General features: G+C 70.7%; 15 protein-coding genes. 7 read left to right on the forward strand and 8 right to left on the reverse strand.

Annotated features, from left to right (window positions below):
* Nucleotides 1-121: 121 nt before the first annotated feature.
* The 7 genes from AC07GB_RS28445 to AC07GB_RS28475 form a co-directional block, all read right to left on the reverse strand.
* Nucleotides 122-1,276 carry an ABC transporter ATP-binding protein gene (locus AC07GB_RS28445; protein ID WP_478850316.1) on the reverse strand — a complete coding sequence of 385 codons (1,155 nt, stop codon included), beginning with the start codon at nt 1,274-1,276 and terminating at the stop codon, nt 122-124.
* Complete coding sequence (locus AC07GB_RS28450) at nt 1,269-2,321, reverse strand: ABC transporter ATP-binding protein (RefSeq protein WP_478850318.1); 1,053 nt, start codon at nt 2,319-2,321, stop codon at nt 1,269-1,271. Before AC07GB_RS28450 ends, AC07GB_RS28445 begins: the two co-directional genes overlap by 8 nt.
* An 11-nt stretch (nt 2,322-2,332) precedes the next feature.
* Nucleotides 2,333-3,295, reverse strand: a complete 963-nt coding sequence (locus AC07GB_RS28455) for an ABC transporter permease (protein ID WP_478850320.1) — start codon at nt 3,293-3,295, stop codon at nt 2,333-2,335.
* A complete protein-coding gene (locus AC07GB_RS28460) occupies nt 3,288-4,214 on the reverse strand; it encodes an ABC transporter permease (RefSeq protein WP_478850322.1) in 927 nt (308 codons plus the stop codon). Before AC07GB_RS28460 ends, AC07GB_RS28455 begins: the two co-directional genes overlap by 8 nt.
* 80 nt (nt 4,215-4,294) lie before the next feature.
* Nucleotides 4,295-5,926, reverse strand: a complete 1,632-nt coding sequence (locus AC07GB_RS28465) for a peptide ABC transporter substrate-binding protein (protein WP_478850324.1) — start codon at nt 5,924-5,926, stop codon at nt 4,295-4,297.
* A 516-nt stretch (nt 5,927-6,442) separates the two neighbouring features.
* The gene (typA, locus tag AC07GB_RS28470) at nt 6,443-8,350 is read right to left on the reverse strand and encodes a translational GTPase TypA (RefSeq protein ID WP_366794356.1); all 1,908 of its coding nucleotides are present in this window, start codon (nt 8,348-8,350) and stop codon (nt 6,443-6,445) included.
* 143 nt (nt 8,351-8,493) lie between these two features.
* Nucleotides 8,494-10,839, reverse strand: coding sequence for an ABC transporter family substrate-binding protein (locus AC07GB_RS28475; RefSeq protein WP_478850326.1), 2,346 nt, complete (start codon nt 10,837-10,839; stop codon nt 8,494-8,496).
* Nucleotides 10,840-11,956: 1,117 nt separating this feature from the next.
* On the opposite strand from AC07GB_RS28475, the gene AC07GB_RS28480 reads away from it, so the two are divergent.
* The 5 genes from AC07GB_RS28480 to AC07GB_RS28500 all read left to right on the forward strand — a co-directional run bounded on the left by AC07GB_RS28480 (nt 11,957) and on the right by AC07GB_RS28500 (nt 17,448).
* A complete protein-coding gene (locus AC07GB_RS28480) occupies nt 11,957-12,283 on the forward strand; it encodes a hypothetical protein (RefSeq protein WP_478850328.1) in 327 nt (108 codons plus the stop codon).
* Nucleotides 12,284-12,371: 88 nt separating this feature from the next.
* The gene (locus AC07GB_RS28485) at nt 12,372-13,205 is read left to right on the forward strand and encodes a hypothetical protein (RefSeq protein WP_478850330.1); all 834 of its coding nucleotides are present in this window, start codon (nt 12,372-12,374) and stop codon (nt 13,203-13,205) included.
* 43 nt (nt 13,206-13,248) lie between these two features.
* The gene (locus AC07GB_RS28490) at nt 13,249-15,177 is read left to right on the forward strand and encodes a fumarate reductase/succinate dehydrogenase flavoprotein subunit (protein WP_478850332.1); all 1,929 of its coding nucleotides are present in this window, start codon (nt 13,249-13,251) and stop codon (nt 15,175-15,177) included.
* Nucleotides 15,174-15,962, forward strand: coding sequence for a succinate dehydrogenase/fumarate reductase iron-sulfur subunit (locus tag AC07GB_RS28495; protein WP_478850334.1), 789 nt, complete (start codon nt 15,174-15,176; stop codon nt 15,960-15,962). Before AC07GB_RS28490 ends, AC07GB_RS28495 begins: the two co-directional genes overlap by 4 nt.
* 214 nt (nt 15,963-16,176) lie before the next feature.
* Nucleotides 16,177-17,448, forward strand: coding sequence for an alpha/beta hydrolase family protein (locus AC07GB_RS28500; protein ID WP_478850336.1), 1,272 nt, complete (start codon nt 16,177-16,179; stop codon nt 17,446-17,448).
* Between the two features lie 35 nt (nt 17,449-17,483).
* Here the strand turns inward: AC07GB_RS28500 and AC07GB_RS28505 are convergent, their stop codons facing one another.
* Nucleotides 17,484-18,158, reverse strand: coding sequence for an SMI1/KNR4 family protein (locus tag AC07GB_RS28505; protein ID WP_478850338.1), 675 nt, complete (start codon nt 18,156-18,158; stop codon nt 17,484-17,486).
* A gap of 216 nt (nt 18,159-18,374) precedes the next feature.
* On the opposite strand from AC07GB_RS28505, the gene AC07GB_RS28510 reads away from it, so the two are divergent.
* On the forward strand, nt 18,375-20,468 hold the full coding sequence (locus AC07GB_RS28510; protein WP_478850512.1) for a TPM domain-containing protein: 2,094 nt from the start codon (nt 18,375-18,377) through the stop codon (nt 20,466-20,468).
* 107 nt (nt 20,469-20,575) lie between these two features.
* Nucleotides 20,576-21,289: a PspA/IM30 family protein gene (locus AC07GB_RS28515; protein ID WP_478850340.1), complete on the forward strand. Its 714-nt coding sequence runs from the start codon at nt 20,576-20,578 to the stop codon at nt 21,287-21,289.
* Nucleotides 21,290-21,293 lie beyond the last annotated feature (4 nt).

The raw sequence follows: 21,293 nt of genomic DNA on the forward strand, positions 1-21,293 counted from the left end.
TCCGCCCCGTACCGCGACGCGCTGCGGGCGGCGGTGGCGAAAGGGTTCAGCAAGGGCGGTGTTCCGTTCGACGCCTACCTCGACGAGCGGGGGCGCCCGCGCTACGACTGCGCTCGCGGTGTCACGCCGCGTGCACCACGTCCTTCTCCTCCGCGAAGTGGCACGCCGACTCGTGGGCGGCCGGGGTGTCCACGCCCTTGAAGCGCTCGGGGATCGCGAGCAGCGGGACCTCCTCGGCGCACTTGTCCTGGGCCTTCCAGCAGCGGGTGCGGAAGCGGCAGCCCGAGGGCGGGTTGGCCGGGGACGGGACGTCGCCGGTGAGGATGATGCGCTCGCGGCCCTCGCGGGCCTCCGGGTCGGGGACCGGGACGGCCGAGAGGAGCGCCTGCGTGTACGGGTGCGTGGGGTGCTCGTAGATCTGCTCGTCGGAGCCGATCTCGGCCATCTTGCCGAGGTACATCACCCCCACGCGGTCCGAGATGTGCCGGACGATCGACAGGTCGTGCGCGATGAAGACGTAGGACAGGTTGAACTCGTCCTGGAGCTTCTCCATCAGGTTGATGACCTGGGCCTGGACGGACACGTCCAGGGCCGAGACCGGCTCGTCGCAGATGATGATCTCGGGGTTCAGGGCCAGGCCGCGGGCGATGCCGATGCGCTGGCGCTGACCGCCCGAGAACTGGTGCGGGTAGCGGTTGATGTACTCGGGGTTGAGGCCGACCACGTCCAGGAGGTCCTGGACCTTGCGGCGGCGGTCGCCCTTCGGGGCCACCTCGGGGTGGATCTCGAAGGGCTCCCCGATGATGTCGCCCACCGTCATGCGCGGGTTGAGCGAGGTGTACGGGTCCTGGAACACCATCTGGATGTTCCGGCGGACCGCCTTCAGGGCCCGGCCGGACAGCTTGGTGATGTCCTGGCCCTTGTAGAAGACCTCGCCCGCGGTGGCCCGCTCCAGGGTCATCAGGAGCTTCGCGACCGTGGACTTGCCACAGCCCGACTCGCCCACGATGCCGAGGGTCTCGCCCTGGTAGAGGTCGAAGGAGATGCCGTCGACCGCCTTCACCGCGCCGATCTGGCGCTTGATGAGGATGCCCTGGGTGAGCGGGAAGTGCTTCACCAGGTTGCGGACCTGGAGGATCGGCTCGCCGCGCTCGGCGGGGGCCTCGATGGCCGCGACGGCCTCCTCCGGCGTCTCCGCGTCGACCTTCTCCACCTCGGTGACGTTCGGCGTGGCGTCGGTGACGTCCGCGGCGCCCTTCTTGAGGTCCTCAGCCATGGATCGTCTCCTTCCAGAAGTGGCACGCGCTGCCGCGGCCCACCAGCTCCCCGCCGTCCCGCTCCGTGACCGGGGCGAGCTTCGGGGTCTCGGTGCGGCAGATGTCCTGCGCCTTCGGGCAGCGCGGGTTGAACGCGCACCCCGAGGGGATCCTCAGGAGGTTGGGCGGCAGACCCTTGATCGCGTACAGCTCCTGGCCCTTCTGGTCCAGGCGCGGGATCGAGTCGAGCAGGCCGCGCGTGTACGGGTGCGCCGGGCGCTTGTACAGCTCGTGCACCGGCGCCGTCTCCACGATCCGGCCCGCGTACATGACGGCGATCTTGTCCGCCACGTCCGCGACCACGCCGAGGTCGTGCGTGATGAGGATCAGGCCCATGTTGTACTCGCGCTGAAGCTCCGCGAGCAGATCCATGACCTGCGCCTGGACCGTCACGTCGAGGGCCGTGGTGGGCTCGTCGGCGATGATCAGGTCCGGCTCCAGGGCGAGCGCCATCGCGATCATGATGCGCTGGCGCATGCCGCCGGAGAACTGGTGCGGGTAGTCGTTCACCCGCTCCTTGGCGGCCGGGATCTTGACCTTGTCCATCAGCTCGACGGCCTTGGCCTTGGCCTCCTTGCGGCCCAGGCCCTGGTGCACCCGGAACATCTCGCCCAGCTGGTAGCCCACGCTGAGCACCGGGTTCAGGGAGCTGAGCGCGTCCTGGAAGATCATCGCGATCTTGCGGCCGCGGATCTTCCGGCGCTCCTCGTTGGACATCTTCAGCATGTCCTGGCCGCGGAAGAGGATCTCGCCCTTCCCGATCTTGCCTGGCGGCATGTCGAGGATGCCCATGATCGCCTGCGCGGTCACGGACTTGCCGGAGCCCGACTCGCCGAGCACGGCGAGCGTCTCACCCGGCTCCACGGTGTAGTTGACGCCGTTGACGGCCTTGGCCACGCCCTCGCGCGTGTGGAACTCGACGTGCAGGTCCCGGACTTCGAGGAGGGGCGCCTGCTCGGGGCTGCGGGGGGCGGGCACGTCCGCCTGTTTCTCGATGGTGGTCACGTACGCCTCCCTCAGCGCAGCTTGGGGTCGAGGGCGTCGCGCACGGCGTCGCCCAGCATGATGAACGCCAGGACGGTCAGGCTCAGCATGCCGGCCGGGAAGAACAGGATGTACGGGTCGTTGCGCAGCTGCTTGGCGGCGTCGGAGATGTCGCTGCCCCACGAGATCGCGTCGTCCGACAGGCCCATGCCGAGGAAGGAGAGGGTCGCCTCGGCCGTGATGTAGCCGCCGAGCGCGATGGTCGCGACGACGATCACGGGCGCCGCCGCGTTCGGCAGGATGTGCCGGATCAGGATCCGTCCGGTGCTGGCGCCGAGCGCCTTGGCCGCGACCACGTAGTCGGAGTGCTTGGTGGTGATCACCGAACCGCGCATGACGCGGGTGATCTGGGTCCAGCCGAGCACCGCGAGGGCTCCGACCACCGTCCACACCGTGCGGTCGGTCACGGCGTTCATCACGACCATGGTGCCGAGCAGGAACGGGACGCCGAAGAACACGTCGGTGAGGCGCGAGATGATCGCGTCCCAGATGCCGCCGAAGTAGCCGGCGAGCATGCCGAGGATCGAACCGATGACGGTGACGGCGAGCGTGACGCAGATGCCGACGGTGATGGAGTTGCGGGCACCGAACAGCACGCGGGCGTAGATGGAGCGGCCCTGGCCGTCGTAGCCGAACCACTCCGGCTGGAAGAAGTGGGTGTAGCTCGGCTTCTCCAGGAAGTGGTTGCGCAGGTCGCCCTTGGTCGGGTCGGCGCTCGTGAACAGGCCCGGGAAGATCGCGATCAGCACGAGCAGCACGATCAGGAGCGCGGATATCACGAAGAACGGGTTGCGTCGCAGGTCCCGCCAGGCGTCCGCGGCAAGCGAGCGGGGCTTGCCCGGTGCCGGTCCCGCCGCGCTCTCGGGCGGCGCCGCGGCCTTGATCGCGGCGTCGGAGGCCGCGTCCGGCTGAGTGGTCTTGGTGACGTCAGGCATAACGGATCCTCGGGTCCAGGACCGCGTAGAGCAGGTCAACGATCAGGCTCGCGGCCAGGTAGACGAGCACCAGGATGGTCACCGTGCCGACGATGACCTGGCCCTCACGGCGTGCGAGACCGTCGAACAGAGTGTTGCCGACGCCCGGCACGTTGAAAATGCCCTCCGTGACGACCGCGCCACCCATCAGGGTGCCGATGTCGGTGCCGAGGAAGGTCACCACCGGGATCAGCGAGTTGCGCAGCAGGTGGCGCGTCATGATCCGGCTCTTGGGCAGGCCCTTGGCGACGGCGGTACGGATGTAGTCGGCGCGCAGGTTCTCCGCGATGCTCGTACGCGTCAGACGCGCGACGTACGCGAGGGAGAGCGAGCCGAGCACGATCGCCGGGAGGATCAACTGCGTGATGTCCGTGGCGTCCTGGACCGTTGGCTCGGTCCATTTGAGCTGGAGTCCGAACACCGTCTGGACGATGTAGCCGAGCACGAACACCGGGACCGAGATGACCAGCAGCGTGAAGACCAGGATCAGGTTGTCCACGACGCGGCCGCGGCGCACGCCGGCGAGCATGCCGAGGGCGATGCCGAGGATCATCTCGATGCCGAAGGCGAGCAGGGTGAGCCGCACGGTGACGGGGAACGCCTGGCTGAGGATGTCGCCGACCGGCCGGCCACCGATGTTGGTGCCCAGGTCACCGACGGCCAGGTTCTTCATGTAGTGCAGATACTGCTGCCAGAGCGGGAGGTCGAGACCGCGCTGGTGGCGAATGGCCTCCATCTGCGCCGGGTCCGGCGGCTTGTCCCCCCACAGCGCCCGTACGGGGTCGCCGGGCAGAACATTGACCATCAAGAAAATGAGAAGAGTGGTCCCGATGAAGACCGGGATCATCTGGAGCAGTCGCCGCGCGACGTAGCGCCCCATGGAAGCCTCCGTCCTGTGCGAAGCCGCCCGTGGCGCCGGCCGGGATCACCGGTCGGCACCACGGGCAAAGCCCTCGCGAACTACTTCTTGTACACCTGGACTTCAGTGAAGATCGGGGCTGCTTGCTGGTCGAACTTCACGCCGGTGACATTGTTGGAGGCGCCGGTCTGGAGCTTGCCGTACCAGAGCGGGATGGAGGGGAAGCTGTTCTGCAGGCTGCGCTCGGCCTCGTTGTACAGCTCGGCGGACTTCTCGGTCGTCGGGGCCTTGTCGGCCTTCGCGGTCAGCTTGTCGAACTCCTTGTTCGAGAAGCCGCTCTGGTTGCCGCCGACGCCGGTGCCGTAGAGGTCGCGCAGGAAGTTGCCGTTGAACGGGTAGTCGAGGACCCAGCCGGAGCGGTACATCGACTTGACCTTCTTGGCGTCACGCGTCTGCGTGTCGGCCTGGAAGTCGGTCTTCGGGTCGCCGACGCAGTTCACGCCGGTCGCCTGCTTGATGCTGTTGCAGACGGCGGTGACCCAGCCCTTGTGCGGCTGGTCGGCGTTGTACTGGATCGAGACCTTGTTGCCCGGCACGCCGCCGCCGGCCTTGATCAGGTCCTTGGCCTTCTTGGCGTCGTACTTGCAGTACTCGCCACAGGCACCGGCCTTGTAGCCGATGACCTCCTTGGCGACCCATCCGGTGGCGGCCTCACGCGTGTTGTTGAGGACCGTCTTGATGATGGTGTCGCGGTCGATCGCCATCGACAGGCCCTGGAGGACCTTGACGTCGATGTTCTTCCACTGCTTGGTGTAGCGGGCGAACGCGATCGTCTGGATCATCGAGTAGTCCTGGTTGATCGCGCGATCACCCAGGTCTTCCTGATAGTTGGCCAGCTCGCCCTCGGGAACCTGGTTCATGGAGTCGACGTTGTTCGACACCAGGTCCTTGTACGCGCCCTCGGGGGAGGCGTAGTTCTTGAAGGTGACGCCACCGTTCTTGGCCTTGTTCGGGCCCTGGTAGCCGTCGTAGCGGGTGACCTTGATGGACTTCTTGTGGTCCCAGCTGGCGAACTTGTAGGGGCCGTTGCCGACCGGCTTCTCGCCGTAGCCCTTCGGGTCCTTGAAGAAGCCCGAGGGCAGCGGGGAGAAGACCTCGTAGCCCAGCTTGTACGCGTAGTACGGGATGCCCGTGGTCAGCGTGATCGTGAACTCGTTCTCGCCCTTGACCTTCAGACCCGACATCTTGTCGGTCTTCGGCTTGCCCTTCTCGGGGTGGACGTCGGCGTAACCCGCGATGTCCGCGAACCAAGAGCTGTTGGTCTGGTTGTTCGGCGTGTGGGCCGCCCAGTTCCAGGCGTCGACGTACGACTTCGCGGTGACCGCCTCGCCGTTGTGGAACTTCCACCCCGGCTTGAGCTTCACCGTCCAGGTCTTGTTGTCCTTGGACGGCGTCACCGACTCCGCGTTCATGTTGACCAGCTTGCCGGTGCCCGGCGTGTAGTCGACGAGACCGGTGAACAGCGTGTGGATGACGTCGCTTCCGTACGCCTCCTTGGTGTTCGCCGGCTGAAGCGGGTTCTGCGGCTCGCCACTCGCGTAGACGAAGGTGCCGTTCTTGTCGATCGCCCGGTTCTTGTCGTCACTGCCGCTGTCGCCGCCACCACAGGCCGTCGCGGCAAGGGCGATCGCAATCGCGCCCCCAACCCACTTGGCGCTCCTGGCACCACGCATGGGGTTCCTCCTCATGAGTCCACTTGTTCACTACAAGAGGGGGTACGTGAAGCAGCACCGACACCCCTGCCGGCGAAGATCGAGTACCCCAGTGTGCTCGTGAGTCGGCGCTCCCCACAGCGCGTGACCCATTGACCCGAGCTATACGCGGTCAACTATTAGCCATGAGGTACGGCCCGACCACACCCTTTTGGTCTCGGTTCAATCACACCTGGCCTGGACAACTTCCAAAATCCGGACAAACCGATCCCAGATAGATGGTTGCGAAACGGACGTGTTACCCATCTAACGGTCAAGAGAGTCCGTATAGCGGACAGATCGTGGGCAAAAACCGGTTGCCGAGGTCCGTCGACCGCCCCCGAACGCGCGGGAGGCCGGTTTCCCCCACACGCACCCGTGCGGGGGAAACCGGCCTCAGCGCCGAACGCCCTGAAGGGGCGCGGGGAACTGCGCGACCAGCCACGGCAGAGCCGCAGATGAAAGACAACCGAAGAGGCTAGGCCACGCCTGCGTGGCTCAGCCGTGCTTGGCGCGCGACGCCGCACGGGCGCGCTCACGCTGGTCCAGGTTCACCTTGCGGATGCGGACCGCCTCCGGGGTGACCTCGACGCACTCGTCGTCGCGGCAGAACTCCAGGGACTGCTCCAGGGAGAGCTTGCGCGGCGGCACCACGTTCTCGGTGTTGTCCGCGGAAGCCGCACGCATGTTGGTGAGCTTCTTCTCCTTGGTGATGTTCACGTCCATGTCGTCGGAGCGCGAGTTCTCACCGACGATCATGCCCTCGTACACCTCGGTGCCGGGCTCCACGAAGAGCACACCGCGCTCCTGGAGGTTGATCATCGCGAACGGCGTCACCGCGCCCGCGCGGTCGGCGACCAGCGAACCGTTGTTACGGGTCTGGAGCTGGCCGAACCACGGCTCGTGGCCCTCGTGGATGGAGTGCGCGATGCCCGTACCACGGGTGTTCGTCAGGAACTCCGTACGGAAGCCGATGAGGCCGCGGGACGGGACGACGAACTCCATGCGCACCCAGCCGGAGCCGTGGTTGGACATGTTGTCCATGCGGCCCTTGCGGACGCCCATGAGCTGCGTGACGGCGCCCATGTGCTCCTCGGGCACGTCGATGGTCATGCGCTCGACCGGCTCGTGCGTCTTGCCGTCGATCTCCTGGGTGACCACCTGGGGCTTGCCGATGGTCAGCTCGAAGCCCTCGCGGCGCATCTGCTCGACCAGGATGGCGAGCGCAAGCTCACCGCGGCCCTGCACCTCCCAGGCGTCCGGGCGTCCCGTCTCCAGGACACGCAGCGAGACGTTACCGATCAGCTCGCGGTCCAGGCGGTCCTTGACCTGGCGGGCGGTGACCTTGCGGTCCTTGACGGCGGACTTGGCGTCCGCGCCCTTGCCGGTGCCGCCGCGGCCGACCAGCGGCGAGGTGTTCGTACCGATCGTCATGGAGATCGCGGGCTCGTCGACCGTGATCAGCGGGAGCGCGATCGGGTTCTCCGGGTCCGCGAGGGTCTCACCGATCATGATGTCGGGGATGCCCGCGACGGCGCAGATGTCACCGGGACCGGCCTTCTCCGCGGGCTTACGGGTGAGGGCCTCGGTCATCATCAGCTCGGTGATGCGCACGTTGGAGATCGAGCCGTCGCGCTTGATCCAGGCGACGGTCTGGCCCTTGCGCAGCTCGCCCTGCTCCACGCGGAGCAGCGCGATGCGGCCGAGGAAGTTGTCCGCGTCCAGGTTGGTGACGTGGGCCTGGAGCGGGGCCGACTCGTCGTACTCGGGGGCCGGGACGTGCTCCAGGAGCGTCGAGAAGAACGGCTCCAGGTTGGTGCTGTCCGCCGGCACCGTGCCGTCCTCGGGCTTGGTCAGCGAGGCCACGCCGTCACGGCCGCAGGCGTACACGATCGGGAACTCGATCTGGTCCTCGTCGGCGTCCAGGTCGAGGAAGAGGTCGTACGTCTCGTTGACGACCTCGTCGATGCGGGAGTCCGGGCGGTCCGTCTTGTTGATGCACAGGATGACGGGCAGGCGCTGCTGGAGGGCCTTGCGGAGCACGAAGCGGGTCTGCGGCAGCGGACCCTCGGAGGCGTCGACCAGAAGGACGACCGCGTCCACCATCGACAGACCGCGCTCGACCTCGCCACCGAAGTCGGCGTGGCCGGGGGTGTCGATGATGTTGATCGTGATCGGGTCGCCACCGTCCTTCGGGTGGTACTTGACCGCCGTGTTCTTGGCCAGGATCGTGATGCCCTTCTCACGCTCCAGGTCGTTGCTGTCCATCATGCGGTCGTCGAGGGACTCTGCGGCGTGCGCGGCAAAGGCGCCCGCCTGCTTGAGCATGGCGTCGACGATGGTCGTCTTGCCGTGGTCGACGTGGGCGACGATGGCGACGTTACGAATGTCGTGGCGCGTGGGCATGCGAGGTGCGCTTCTCCCGGGAAGAGTGGAAGGCTGCGCGTACTTTTCTCTTTTGGTACGCGCGCCCTGCCGGGCAGACACACGCCACGGCCTTACCCCATTCTACGGGCCTTCGCCGGAACCGGCCCGGCGGGGGCCCTGCCTCACCCCTCGGAGGGGCCCTTGCCGGGCTTGGCACCGGGCTTCAGGTAGCCCATGTCCTCGTACAGCGGGGTCGCGAAGCCGAAGGCTCCGGCGTTGGCGAGGTTCGGCCGGGCCGCGACCAGCTGGGGGCGCTGGTAGAGGGGGATGGAGCCCGCGGCCGCCCAGATGCGGGCGTCGGCCTTCTTCACCAGGGAGCGCATCTCGCCCTCGTCCAGCTCGGCGAGTGCCTGCTCGAAGAGCTGGTCGATGTGGTCGGTGCCGACGCGGGTGTAGTTCTGTTCGACGTTGAGGGAGCCGTCCGCGGCGGGCACCGGCTTGGCGAAGATCGGCCGGGCGTCGGTGGCCGGGAAGGCGGACGCGGGCCAGGAGTACAGGGCCAGGTCGTACTGGCCGGACGCGATGTGGTCCTTGAAGTAGCTCTCGTCCGCGACCTTCGCGATCTCCGTACGGACGCCGATACGCTCCAGCATCCGGGAGATGCGGTCGGCGACGCCGCGCAGCGCCTGCGAGCCGTCGCCGGACGGCAGCACGAAGCGGAGTGTGAGCGGCTTGCCGTCCTTGGCGAGCGGCCCGCCCGCTCCCTTGCCCGCCTTCGGGGCGGCGGTGCCCCTGGGGGCGTAGGCGCCCGGGGCGCCGCCCTTGGCGTGCTTCTCGGCGTGCTTGCGCGCATGCTTCCTGGCCGGGCCGCCCGGGTCCTTGCGCTGCTCCTTGTCGGCGTCGCGGGGCGCGGTGAGGGCGTCGGCCTGGCGGACCAGGACGGCCTGCTGGAACGCGGCCGCGGGGGCCGGCGCGAGGACCGAGGTGCCGGTGTCGCCGGGCTTCTGGTCGTCCTCGCCGACGATGTAGGTGTCGCCGCCGTCCCCGGCGCCTTCGGCGTCATCGGCGTCCGTGCCGCCGTCGGCCTCGCCCCCGGCCGTCTTCTCCTTCTCCTCCTTCTCGTACTTCTTCTCCTTCTCGTACTTCTCCTTGAGCGGGCCGCCGGGCGTCCAGCCCGCGTCGGCGAGCAGCGCCCGCGCCTCGGCGGTGTCCTGGTCGCCGAGCGCCCCGCTGTTGTCCGCGTACGCGTCCTGTCCGGCCAGGGCCAGGTGGCTGCCGACCGGGCGCGCGGGCAGGCCGAGGGGCTTCAGAACCGTTTCGGCCAGCTCGCCGCGGTTCAGGGCGCGGGCGACCGCGCGGCGGACCCGGTCGTCGGCGAGCGGGCCCTCGGCGCCGTTGAGGGCGAGCTGGGTGTAGGCGGGCTCCAGGGACTTGCGGACGGTGTAGCCGCGCAGGCCCGCCTGCTCGTCGGCGTAGCGCGCGACGGCCCGGCCCGTGCGCTCGCGGGCCTCCTGCTCGACCGCGGCGGCCTCCTCGTCCGTGCCGTGGGCGAGGGCCCAGGAGAGCAGGGCGTCCGCGGGGCTGCGCCGGGCGCCGGGGCCGTGGGCGAGCGGGCCGCGGGAGCCCTTGTCGCGGGCGGCCAGGGCGATCCGGGCGGCCTCGTCGGCGTCCACGTCGGCCAGGTCGACCTTGCCCGCGGCCAGCGCGGCGGCACGGCGCTCGCGCGGTACCTCGCGCAGGACGAGGGAGTCGAGCTTGGTGGGCCTGCCCCACCAGCGGGGGCTGCGCCGGAGCGTGACCTCGCCGGCTTCCCGGTCGACGTCCTTGAGGGCGAAGGGGCCCGCGGTGACCTTCAGCTTGGTGCGCGCGCCGTCGTTGAAGGAGTCGGGGGTGCCCATGACCTCCTTCGGGTACAGCGGCGAGAACAGCGAGCGCCAGTCCGCGTACGGCTGCGCGAAGGTGACGCGCACCTCCAGGTTGTTGGCGCCGCGCTCGATCTTCTCGATGCGGTCGTAGCCCGCGTTGCGGGCCGTCCAGTACGCGCTGTCCTTGCCGGACAGGGCCCGCCACTGGGCGGCGAAGTCGTCCGCGCCGATCTCCCGGCCGTCGCTCCACACGGCCTGCTGGTTCAGCTTGTAGAGCACGACCTGCTGGGGCTCGCGCTCGACGACCTTCGCGGTCTCCAGGTAGTCCGGGTTGGGCTGCACGCGGCCCTGCGCGTCGAGGCGGTACAGGGAGGGCAGGACGGCGCTCGCCACCCGGGACGTGGCCTCGTCGGCGTCCGACTGGAAGGTGTTGAAGGTCTCCGGCAGCGCGTCGACGGCCCACTTCACGGTGCCCCCGTCGGCCACCAGGCCCCGGGCGGCGGGCGCGATGTCCTGCGCGGCCGCCGGGGTGCTCGTCTCGTCGTCCGCGCCGCACCCCGTGAGGGCGGGCAGCGCGAGGACTCCGGCGGCGAGGAACACGGCGGATCGGACCGTGGCCTTCGGACGGACCGGTCGCGGCGGCCTGGCGCGGTCGTGGGACATGAGGGGTACCTCCGGGGCTCGCGATGCCGTTCGCGGCGACGTTTCCAGGGATGTGCGATATGCGGCATTTCGGGCGGAATATGGAGTTGATCACATGTATCACCCCCACTGAACGCGACGGGGCGCGGCGGGACCCGCGACACGACGACCCTCCCCCCAGAACCCACCCATGCGGCGCAACGCCCTCGCCCCCCTGTGCGCCTTGCCGGCAGAGAAGGCCCCGCTTCCCGACGAAGCCCGCCGACGCCCCAGCCCCACGGACAACGGGGCCGACCGAGATCCCCGGCCCGTCCGACGCTCTGCCTCTTCTTGCGGCGGCCGCGCGCGCTTGCAGCGAACGACAGGAGACGCGTGCCGCCGCACGATCAAACCCTCCATCGACCCAGCCCTACGAATGACGGGACCAGCCCAGACCCTCAGCCCGTCCGGGGCTGCGGGCCGGAAGAAGAAACGGACGAGCGGCAGAAAGCGACAGAGGCGCGTGCCGTCTCACGATCAAACCCGTCATCGACCCGACGCCACGAACGACGAGGCCGACCTAGATCCCAGCCACCGACGCCCCAGCCCCACGAACGACGGGACCAGCCCAGACCCTCAGCCCGTCCGGCGCTTGAGGACAAGCGCGGCAGCGCGCAGAAGGGGCAGGTGGATGGGAGAAACAAACCCGTCCGGCGAGCGAGGACGAGCGCGCCAGCGCGAAGAAAAGGCGGGCGGGGGAAATCAAGCCCGTCCGGCGCTTGAGGACAAGCACGGCAGCGCGCAGAAGGGGCAGGTGGATGGGAGAAACAAACCCGTCCGGCGAGCGAGGACGAGCGCGCCAGCGCGAAGAAAGGGCGGGCGGGTGGGAGAAACAAACCCGTCCGGCGAGCGAGGACGAGGCCGGAGGTCGATGGAGGGGCGGGTGGGCGGGAGGAAGACACCAGCCGGACCCCGGCGAAGGGAGAGCCGGAGCGCGGCCCCACCGGGGACGCCGGGGCGCGCTCCGGCGGACACGCGCCAACCCCACCCCCTTCCCGGACCCAATCGCGACAGATCCCTTCCCAAGCCGGGATGTGAGGCGCGACACTCGCAGGCGCATGAGCGTTTACGACCGCACCCCTTGAAGCGAGGGCAAGTCATGGCTCTGCAAGACGACCTGACGGCTATTCAGCGCTGTGTCGACGACCTCGTCCGCACCGTGGGCCGCATCGAGCGGCAGGCCGAGGCGGAAGCGGCGGGCGTCGACTTCCGCCGGGTCCGCATGGACACCGACCACCTGCGCGAGAGCGTCGCGCTGCTGCGCGCGGCCGTGGCACCCGACTCCCCGCCCACGCGCCCGGCCCAGGCGCCCCCGCCCCCCGCACGGCCCGCGATGGTGCCCGTGCCGGACACCCCGTACGACACCTCCCTGTGGACGGACTCGGACGACGAGGGCCTGGGCGCCCGCCACCGCCGCGCGCCCTAGCCCGGCCCCGGCCCGCCCGGCCCAGCCCACCCGGCCCCCGGGCCCGCGCCCGTCGTAACCCACCCGTCGACGAAGGAGTGGAGCCTCGTTGGCAACTGGCACCGAACCCCATCTCAACAAGGGCACGGCCCCCGGCGGCGTACGGCACGGCACGCGCGCCGCGATCGCCGCTGCCCATCTGCGGACGGACCGCTGGTGGCTCCAGCCCGCCGCGACCGCCGCCGGACTGTTCGCCTTCGTCGTGTACTCGACGTGGCGGGCGTTCGCCAATTCCGACTACTACGAGGCGCCGTACGTCTCGCCGTTCTACTCGCCGTGCGTCGCGGACAATTGCGAGCCGATGAAGAACGGCCCGAACTGGGAGATCTTCGGCAGCTGGTGGGGCCTCTCCCCCGCCCTGCTCATCCTCATCTTCCCGCTCGGCTTCCGGCTCACCTGCTACTACTACCGCAAGGCCTACTACCGCGGATTCTGGGCGTCCCCGCCCGCCTGCGCGGTCGCCGAGCCACACGGCAAGTACACGGGCGAGACGCGTTTCCCGCTGATCCTCCAGAACATCCACCGGTACTTCTTCTACGCCGCCGTGCCGGTCGCGGGAATCCTCACGTACGACACCGTGCTCGCCTTCCGCAACGAGCACTACGAGTGGGGCCACATGGGCCTCGGCACGCTCGTGTTCCTGGTGAACATCGTGCTGATCTGGGCGTACACGCTCTCCTGCCACTCATGCCGGCACATCGTCGGCGGCAAGCTCAAGCACTTCTCCCAGCACCCGGTGCGCTATCGGATGTGGCAGTCGGTGGGCTGGCTGAACGGCCGTCACATGCTGCTCGCCTGGGCATCGTTGATCAGTGTCGCGCTCGCCGACTTCTACGTGTATCTGATCGCCTCCGGCGCATTCGACGACCCGGCACTCTTCTGACGACGACGGACGATGGATGAAAGACGAAATAGGGGCGTTCTGAATGTCTCAAGTGGAGCGGCAGCAGTGGGATGTCGTCGTCGTGGGGGCCGGCGGGGCGGGCCTCAGGGCCGCGATCGAGGCACGCGAACAGGGCGCGCGCACGGCCGTGATCTGCAAGTCGCTGTTCGGCAAGGCGCACACGGTGATGGCCGAGGGCGGCATCGCCGCGGCCATGGCGAACGTGAACTCCGGCGACAACTGGCAGGTGCACTTCCGTGACACCCTGCGCGGCGGAAAGTTCCTCAACCAGTGGCGGATGGCGGAACTGCACGCGCGCGAAGCACCCGACCGGGTGTGGGAACTGGAGACCTGGGGCGCGCTCTTCGACCGCACCAAGGACGGCCGGATCTCGCAGCGCAACTTCGGCGGCCACGAATATCCCCGGCTCGCCCACGTAGGCGACCGTACGGGACTCGAACTGATCCGTACCCTCCAGCAGAAGATCGTGGCCCTCCAGCAGGAGGACAAGAAAGAATTCGGGGACTACGAAGCCCGGTTGAAGGTCTTCCAGGAGTGCACGGTCACGCGCGTACTCAAGGAGGGCGAGCGGGTCAGCGGCGCCTTCTGCTACGAGCGGGAGAGCGGACGGTTCTTCGTCATCGAGGCGCCCAGCGTCGTGCTCGCCACCGGCGGCATCGGCAAGTCCTTCAAAGTGACGTCGAATTCCTGGGAGTACACCGGCGACGGGCACGCGCTCGCGCTGCTCGCGGGCGCGCCGCTGCTGAACATGGAATTCGTACAGTTCCACCCGACGGGAATGGTGTGGCCGCCGTCGGTGAAAGGAATCCTCGTCACCGAGTCCGTGCGCGGCGACGGCGGCGTACTGCGGAACTCCGACGGCAAGCGCTTCATGTTCGACTACATCCCCGACGTCTTCAAGGAGAAGTACGCGGAGTCGGAGGAAGAGGGCGACCGCTGGTACGAGGACCCGGACCACAACCGCAGGCCACCCGAGCTGCTGCCACGGGACGAGGTGGCACGGGCCATCAACTCCGAGGTGAAGGCCGGGCGCGGCTCACCGCACGGCGGGGTGTTCCTCGACGTGTCGACGCGGATGCCCGCCGAGGTGATCCGGCGCCGCCTGCCGTCGATGTACCACCAGTTCAAGGAGCTGGCGGACGTCGACATCACCGCCGAGGCCATGGAGGTCGGCCCCACCTGCCACTACGTGATGGGCGGCGTCGCGGTCGAGTCCGACACGGCGGCGGCCCACGGCGTGCCGGGCCTGTTCGCGGCAGGTGAGGTCGCGGGCGGCATGCACGGCTCCAACCGGCTCGGCGGCAACTCCCTGTCCGACCTGCTCGTCTTCGGCCGCCGCGCCGGTCTCCACGCGGCGCGCTACGCCGCCGGGCTGGCCGTGCGCCCTCTGGTGGACGAGCCGCAGCTGGACACCGCGGCGGCGGAAGCACTGCGTCCGTTCAGTGCGGAGGGCCCGTCGGACGGGGCGCCTCCGGAGAACCCGTACACACTCCACCAGGAACTCCAGCAGACCATGAACGACCTGGTCGGCATCATCCGCCGGGAAGGCGAGATGGAGCGGGCCCTGGAGAAGCTCGCCGAGCTGCGGGTGCGGGCGCGGCGTGCCGGGGTCGAGGGGCACCGGCAGTTCAACCCGGGCTGGCACCTGGCGCTCGACCTCAGGAACATGCTGCTCGTCAGCGAGTGCGTGGCGCGCGCGGCCCTGGAGCGCACCGAGAGCCGCGGCGGGCACACCCGCGACGACCACCCCGGGATGAGCCGCGAGTGGCGCCGCGTGAACCTGCTGTGCCGCCTCACCGACCCGACCGGAGGCCTCGCGGCCACGGACCCGGTGCGCGGCCAGATCGACCTCGCGCGCGTCACAACCGATCCCGTCCGCCCGGACCTGCTCGCTCTCTTCGACAAGGAGGAGCTGGTCAAGTACCTGGCCGAAGAGGAGCTCTACGAGTGAGCACAGCTGCATCGTCCACGGCGTACGACGCGCGTTTCCGGGTCTGGCGCGGCGACACCGGCGGGGGCGGCCTGGAGGACTTCACGGTCGAGGTCAACGAGGGCGAGGTGGTCCTCGACATCATCCACCGCCTCCAGGCCACCCAGGCGCCGGACCTCGCGGTGCGCTGGAACTGCAAGGCGGGCAAGTGCGGTTCCTGCTCGGCGGAGATCAACGGCAGGCCGCGCCTGATGTGCATGACCCGCATGTCGGTGTTCACGCGCGAGGAGACCATCACCGTCACGCCGCTGCGGGCGTTCCCCGTCGTCCGCGACCTGGTGACCGACGTCGGCTTCAACTACACCAAGGCGCGGGAGGTGCCCTCCTTCGTGCCGCCGTCCGGCGTGGGCCCCGGCGAGTACCGCATGATGCAGGAGGACGTGGACCGCTCCCAGGAGTTCCGCAAGTGCATCGAGTGCTTCCTGTGCCAGGACACCTGCCACGTGGTGCGTGACCACGAGGAGAACAAGGCGGCGTTCGCAGGGCCGCGCTTCCTGATGCGGGTCGCCGAGCTGGACATGCACCCGCTGGACGCGGCGGCGGACACCGGCCTCGACCGCAAGGCGACCGCGCAGGACGAGCACGGACTCGGCTACTGCAACATCACCAAGTGCTGTACGGAGGTGTGCCCCGAGGGCATCCACATCACGGACAACGCGCTGATCCCCCTGAAGGAGCGGGCGGTCGACCGCAAGTACGATCCGCTGGTCTGGCTGGGGAACAAGATCCGGCGGCGCGGGCAGTAGCCCGCGCGCGGGGTGGGGCGACGGGTGGGCTGTCCGCGGGTTGTCCGCGGGCTGTCAGCCTCCGCCGCAGCCGCGCGCGGGCCCGCCGCGGAGGGTGGCCGTGGGGGGTGGCTGTGGGGGGTGGCTGTGGGGGGTGGCTGTGGGGGTAAACCCCCAGACAAGTCTCGTGATCACCCCCATGGTTTCGACGCGGGCACGCGGCCAGCATGGAGGCATGGACATGCGTACGGCGCGGAGTTCGCGCTCGATGAAGGTGCTGGTGGCGGCGGGGCTCGCGGCGGCGGTGACGCTGGGGGCCGGGGCCACCGCCCCTGCCTCCGCGCGGCCGCAGGACACGGTGCGCGCGCAGCCCGAGAATCCCGAGGACGGGGTGCGCCCTGTCCTGCCCGCCCCGACCGGCCCCCACCCCGTCGGCACGGTGACGTCCCGCCTCGTCGACCACTCCCGGCACGACCCCTGGGTCACCTCACAGCCGTATCGGGAGCTGATGGTGAGCGTCTGGTATCCGGCCCGGAAGGCAGGTGGCACCTCACGCCCCGCGCCGTACATGGCACCGGGCGCGGCCGAGCGGTGGGACGCCGCCGCGCCGCACGGCATAGCGAAGGGCGCCGTCGACTGGGCGGGCATGCGCACCCACGCGCACCAGGCCGCCCCGGTCGACACCCGGGGCGGCCGGCGCCCGGTGCTGCTGTATGCGGCGGGGGCCAACGACCCGCGGACCTGGGGCACCTCCCTGGTCGAGGAAATGGCCAGCCGCGGCTATGTGGTCATCACCGTCGACCACACCTATGAGGCGCCGGGCGTGCAGTTCCCCGACGGCTCGGTCAAGGGCGACAAGCCCCTGCGGGACGCGCTCGCCGAGGTCACGGACGACCGGTCCCTCTCCCGGCTCCTGAAGAAGGTCCTGGACACCCGCGTGGCCGACGACAAGTTCGTCCTCGACCGGCTCGGCGACCTGCCGCACGGCCTGTCCCGAGTGGTCGACCGCGGCAGCGTGGGCATGGTCGGCCAGTCCGCCGGAGGAGTCGCCGCCGCCGAGACGATGTACGAGGACAAGCGCGTCAAGGCCGCCGTCAATCTGGACGGCACCCTGGAGCTGAACGGCGAACCGCAGGGCACACGCCTCACCCCGGTCGCCCGGCACGGCGTCGACCGCCCGCTGCTCCTCATGGGCCGCGACGGCAGCGACCACACCACCGAGCCCTCATGGCGCGCCTTCTGGTCCCACACCCCGGGCTGGAAGCGGGACTTCACCCTCCGCGGCGCCCGGCACCAGACGTACACCGACCTGGCAGCCGTCCTGCCGCAGACCGGCGCCTCCCGAGAAACCATCGAGAAGCACATAGGCACCGCCGACCCGAAGCGGGCCGTCGCCGCCCAGCGCGCCTATGTGGCGTCGTTCTTCGACCGCTGGCTGCGCGACCGCGACGACCACCTTCTGGACGGCCCGTCGCCCCGCTTCCCGGAGGTGAGGTACGTCCCGTAGAGCCGGGCAGGCAGCGTCCCGCAAGGCCGGGCGAGCTAGGTCCCGTAGAGCCGGGGACGGCCCTCGGCCGCCGTCCGCTCCGCGTGCTCCAGCCACGACAGGTACCACTGGGCGAAGGTGACCCGGGGCGTGTCCTGCCGCGTCACGGGCTGCACGCCCTCGCCGACGGCCCGCACGTCGTCCCACAGGGTGCCGCGCTCCGGTCCCGTCACGGCGAGGAGGGTGTAGTAGCCGCAGCCCTGGTGGCCCAGGTGGAGGGTGCCGTCGGTCAGGGAGTCGTGGAGCGAGTCGTACCGCGCCTCCCAGGCCGCGTAGTCACGGCGCAGGGCCTCGTCGTCGGCGTAGTCGTCCGCGCTTGGCTGCTCGGCCTCATGGCCGGCCAGCTCATCGGTGCCCTCGGGGCGGAACGGCAGCGCGCAGGCCCCGGAGTCCGGCTCGTCGTCCGGGGCGGGCGGCCGGCGGGTGAAGAGGCCGTAGTCCGGGCCAGCGCCGCCCGCGCCGACCCGGCGGAGGAACGAGCGGTACTCACCGGGGAGTTCCACACCCAGGTGGCGCTCGACGGCCCGCACCTCGGGCTCCGTGAGGGCCGGCTCCAGGAGGAAGCCATGGCCGTACTCGCCGAGCCAGTCCGCGCCGAACACCTCACGCCAGTGCGGCGCCTCCCGCACCGCGAGCACCCGCTCCCGCACACCCGCCCAGACCCCGTCCACCGCCGGCCTCCCCTCAGCCCGATCACCCCCACCGTACGAGAGGCCTCCGGCCCCCGGTCGCGAGGCCCCGGAGACCGCCCTACGCTGCCAGATGTGACGTCGTTCCCGTCGTCCCGGCGCTCCGCGTTGCCCGCGCCCGCCGTGCCGTCCACGCCGTCCGCGTGGGCACGCACCGCCACGCGGGCCGCGGCGGCCGTGCTCCTCGCCTGCTGCGGACTGCCAGGAGCCGTCACCTCGGCGCACGCGACGCCTGCCGGGGCCGACGCGCCCGGTGTGCGGGCCGCGCCCGCCGACGACCCCGTGCGCCTGGACCGCGACGGCCAGATCACCGACAGGACGGGGGCGCTCGGGGACAGACGAGCCGCCGTGGCCGACGCGCTCGACCAGCTCTACGACGACCGGAAGATCCAGCTCTTCGTGGCCTACGTCCGGGACTTCTCCGGACGTCCCGCGCGCGACTGGGCACACGCCACGGCCGAGCGCAACGGCCTCGGGACGGACGACGTGCTCCTCGCCGTGGCCACCCACGACCGGCAGTACGCGTACTCGGCCGAGCAGGGCTCCCGGCTCGGCGAGGCACAGCTCAGGGACGTCGCCACGACCGCCGTCGAGCCCGCCCTGCGGCAGCACGACTGGGCGGGCGCGGCGATCGGCGCGGCACGCGGGTACGGGGCCGTGCTCGCCGGGGAGCCCGTGCCCCGGCCCGCGATCACTCCGGGTGAGGCGGACCCGGGCGGCGGGAGCGGCGCTGATGACGGGGTGGCGGGCGACCTGGTGCTGCCCGTGGTCGCGGTCGGCGTGGCGGCGGCCTTCGCGGCGGTCGCGTACCGGCGGCGCGAGCGGCGCTTCAGCACGCGGACGACGCCCGGCGGCCGGGGCGAGGGGCAGCGGCTCACCCCGCTGCCCGAGCTGGACGCCCGGGCCGGGCGGCTGCTCGTAGAGACCGATGACGCGGTGCGCACCAGCGCCGAGGAACTGGGCTTCGCGACCGCGCAGTTCGGCGAGGAGGCGGCGCGGCCTTTCACGGAGGCCGTGGCGTATGCGCGCGCGGAGCTGATGGCGGCGTTCCGGCTGCGGCAGCGGCTCGACGACGCCGCTGCCGAGGACGAGGCGACCCGGCGGCGGATGCTCGACGAGATCGTGGCGCGGTGCACCGAGGCGGGGCGGCGGCTGGACGCGGAGGCCGCCGCGTTCGACGAGCTGCGGTCCCTTGAGCGCACCGCGCCGAGCGCCCTGGAGCACACCGAGGCGATGCTCCGGCAGGTCGACGCGCGCGCCATGGAGGCGGAGTCGACGTTGAAGGAGCTGCGCTCGGCGTATGCGCCGACGGCGACCGAGGCGGTCGTCGGGAGCGTGGCGCAGGCCAAGGACCGGCTCGCGTTCGCCGCGAGCCAGCTGCACCAGGCCCGCGCGGCCGTCGGCACCGCCGACAACGGCACGGCCGCCGTGCATCTGCGCGCGGCCGAGGGAGCCGTCGACCAGGCGGGCACGTTCGTCGACGGCGTGGCCCGGCTCGCCGGTGAACTCGCCGAGGCCGACCGGCGGTTGCCGGGCGCGCTCAGCGAGACCGAGGCCGACCTCGCCGAGGCACGCGGGCTCCTGGAGGGCGCGGGCGAGGGCACGCCGACCGGCGATCTGCGCGGCAGGATCGCGCGGGCCGAGGCCGTCGTGGCGGAGGTGCGGCGCACGCTGTCGGCGGGGGCGTACGACCCGATCGACGCGCTGCGCCGCGTCGAGGAGGCCGACGCGGCGCTCGACCACGCCCTGGCCGGGGCGCGGCAGCGCGAGAGCGAGGACGACCGGGCCCGGGCACTCCTCGACCAGGCCCTGCTCACCGCGCGCAGCGCCGTCGCCGCCGCCCAGGACTTTGTGACGACGCACCGGGGCGCGGTGGGCCCCGAGGCCAGGACCCGGCTAGCGGAGGCGGAGCGCCGCCTGGAGCGGGCGGCGGCAGGCGGCCCGGGCCCGCGCGGCACGGGCCCCGGCCGCGGCGGGCCCGAGCCCGCCGCCCCGCGGTCCGAGCCCGCCGCCGCGCTCGCCGAGGCGCAGCGGGCCGACTCCCTGGCGCGACAGGCACAGGCGCTCGCCGAGCGGGACGTCCGCGCGTACGGCAATCCGTACGGCGGGGGTTTCGGTGCGGGCGGCCGGGGCGGCGGCATGGGCGGTGCCGTCCTCGGCGGGATCGTCCTCGGGGAAGTCCTCGGCGGGCTGGGGCGCGGGACGGGGGGCGGCGGGTTCGGGGGCGGCGGCCCCGGTGCGTTCGGAGGGGGCGGGACGCGGGGGCGGATGGGGGGCGGCGGACGGTTCTGAGCGGGGCGGGCGCCACTCCCCCGTGGCCCGGGCCCCGTACCAAGGCCTTCTGCCAAGGCCCCGTACCAAAGCCTTCTGCCAAGGCCTCGTACTAGGAGAGCGACGACATGAGCAAGCAGACCATCCTCGGGCGTGTGACCCAGCTGGCGAAGGCCAATGTGCATGCCCTCCTCGACCAGGCCGAGGACCCGCAGAAGATGCTCGACCAGCTGATCCGCGAGTACACGGACAACATCGAAGAGGCCGAGCAGGCCGTCGCGGCCACCATCGGTGACCTGCGGCTCATGGAGCAGGACCACGGCGAGGACCAGAAGGCGGCCGTCGAGTGGGGCGCGAAGGCGCTGGCCGCGAGCCGGAAGGCGGACGCGCTGCGGATGGCGGGGAGCGCCGTGGAGGCCGACCGTTTCGACGGCCTGGCGAAGGTCGCCCTGGGGCGGCAGCTGCGCGCGGAGAAGGAGACCAAGGAGGCCGAGCCGACGATCGCCGCGCAGAGGGACGTGGTCGCGCGGCTCAAGGAGGGCCTCGACTCGATGAAGATCAAGCTGACGGAGCTGAAGTCGAAGCGGAACGAGCTGGTGGCCCGGGCCAAGGCCGCGCAGGCGCGGAACCGGATGGCCGACGCCGCCCGCAGCCTGGATGTCCTCGACCCGACGAGCGAGCTGAGCCGGTTCGAGGAGAAGGTGCGCAGGGAGGAGGCGCGGGCGCTCGGCCGGGAGGAGCTGGCCGCGTCGACGCTCGACGCGCAGTTCGAGCAGCTGGAGAGCCTGAGCGACGAGGCGGAGGTCGAGGCCCGGCTCGCGGCACTCAAGGCCACCACCTGAAGCG

Source organism: Streptomyces sp. NPDC045778 (assembly GCF_056431945.1).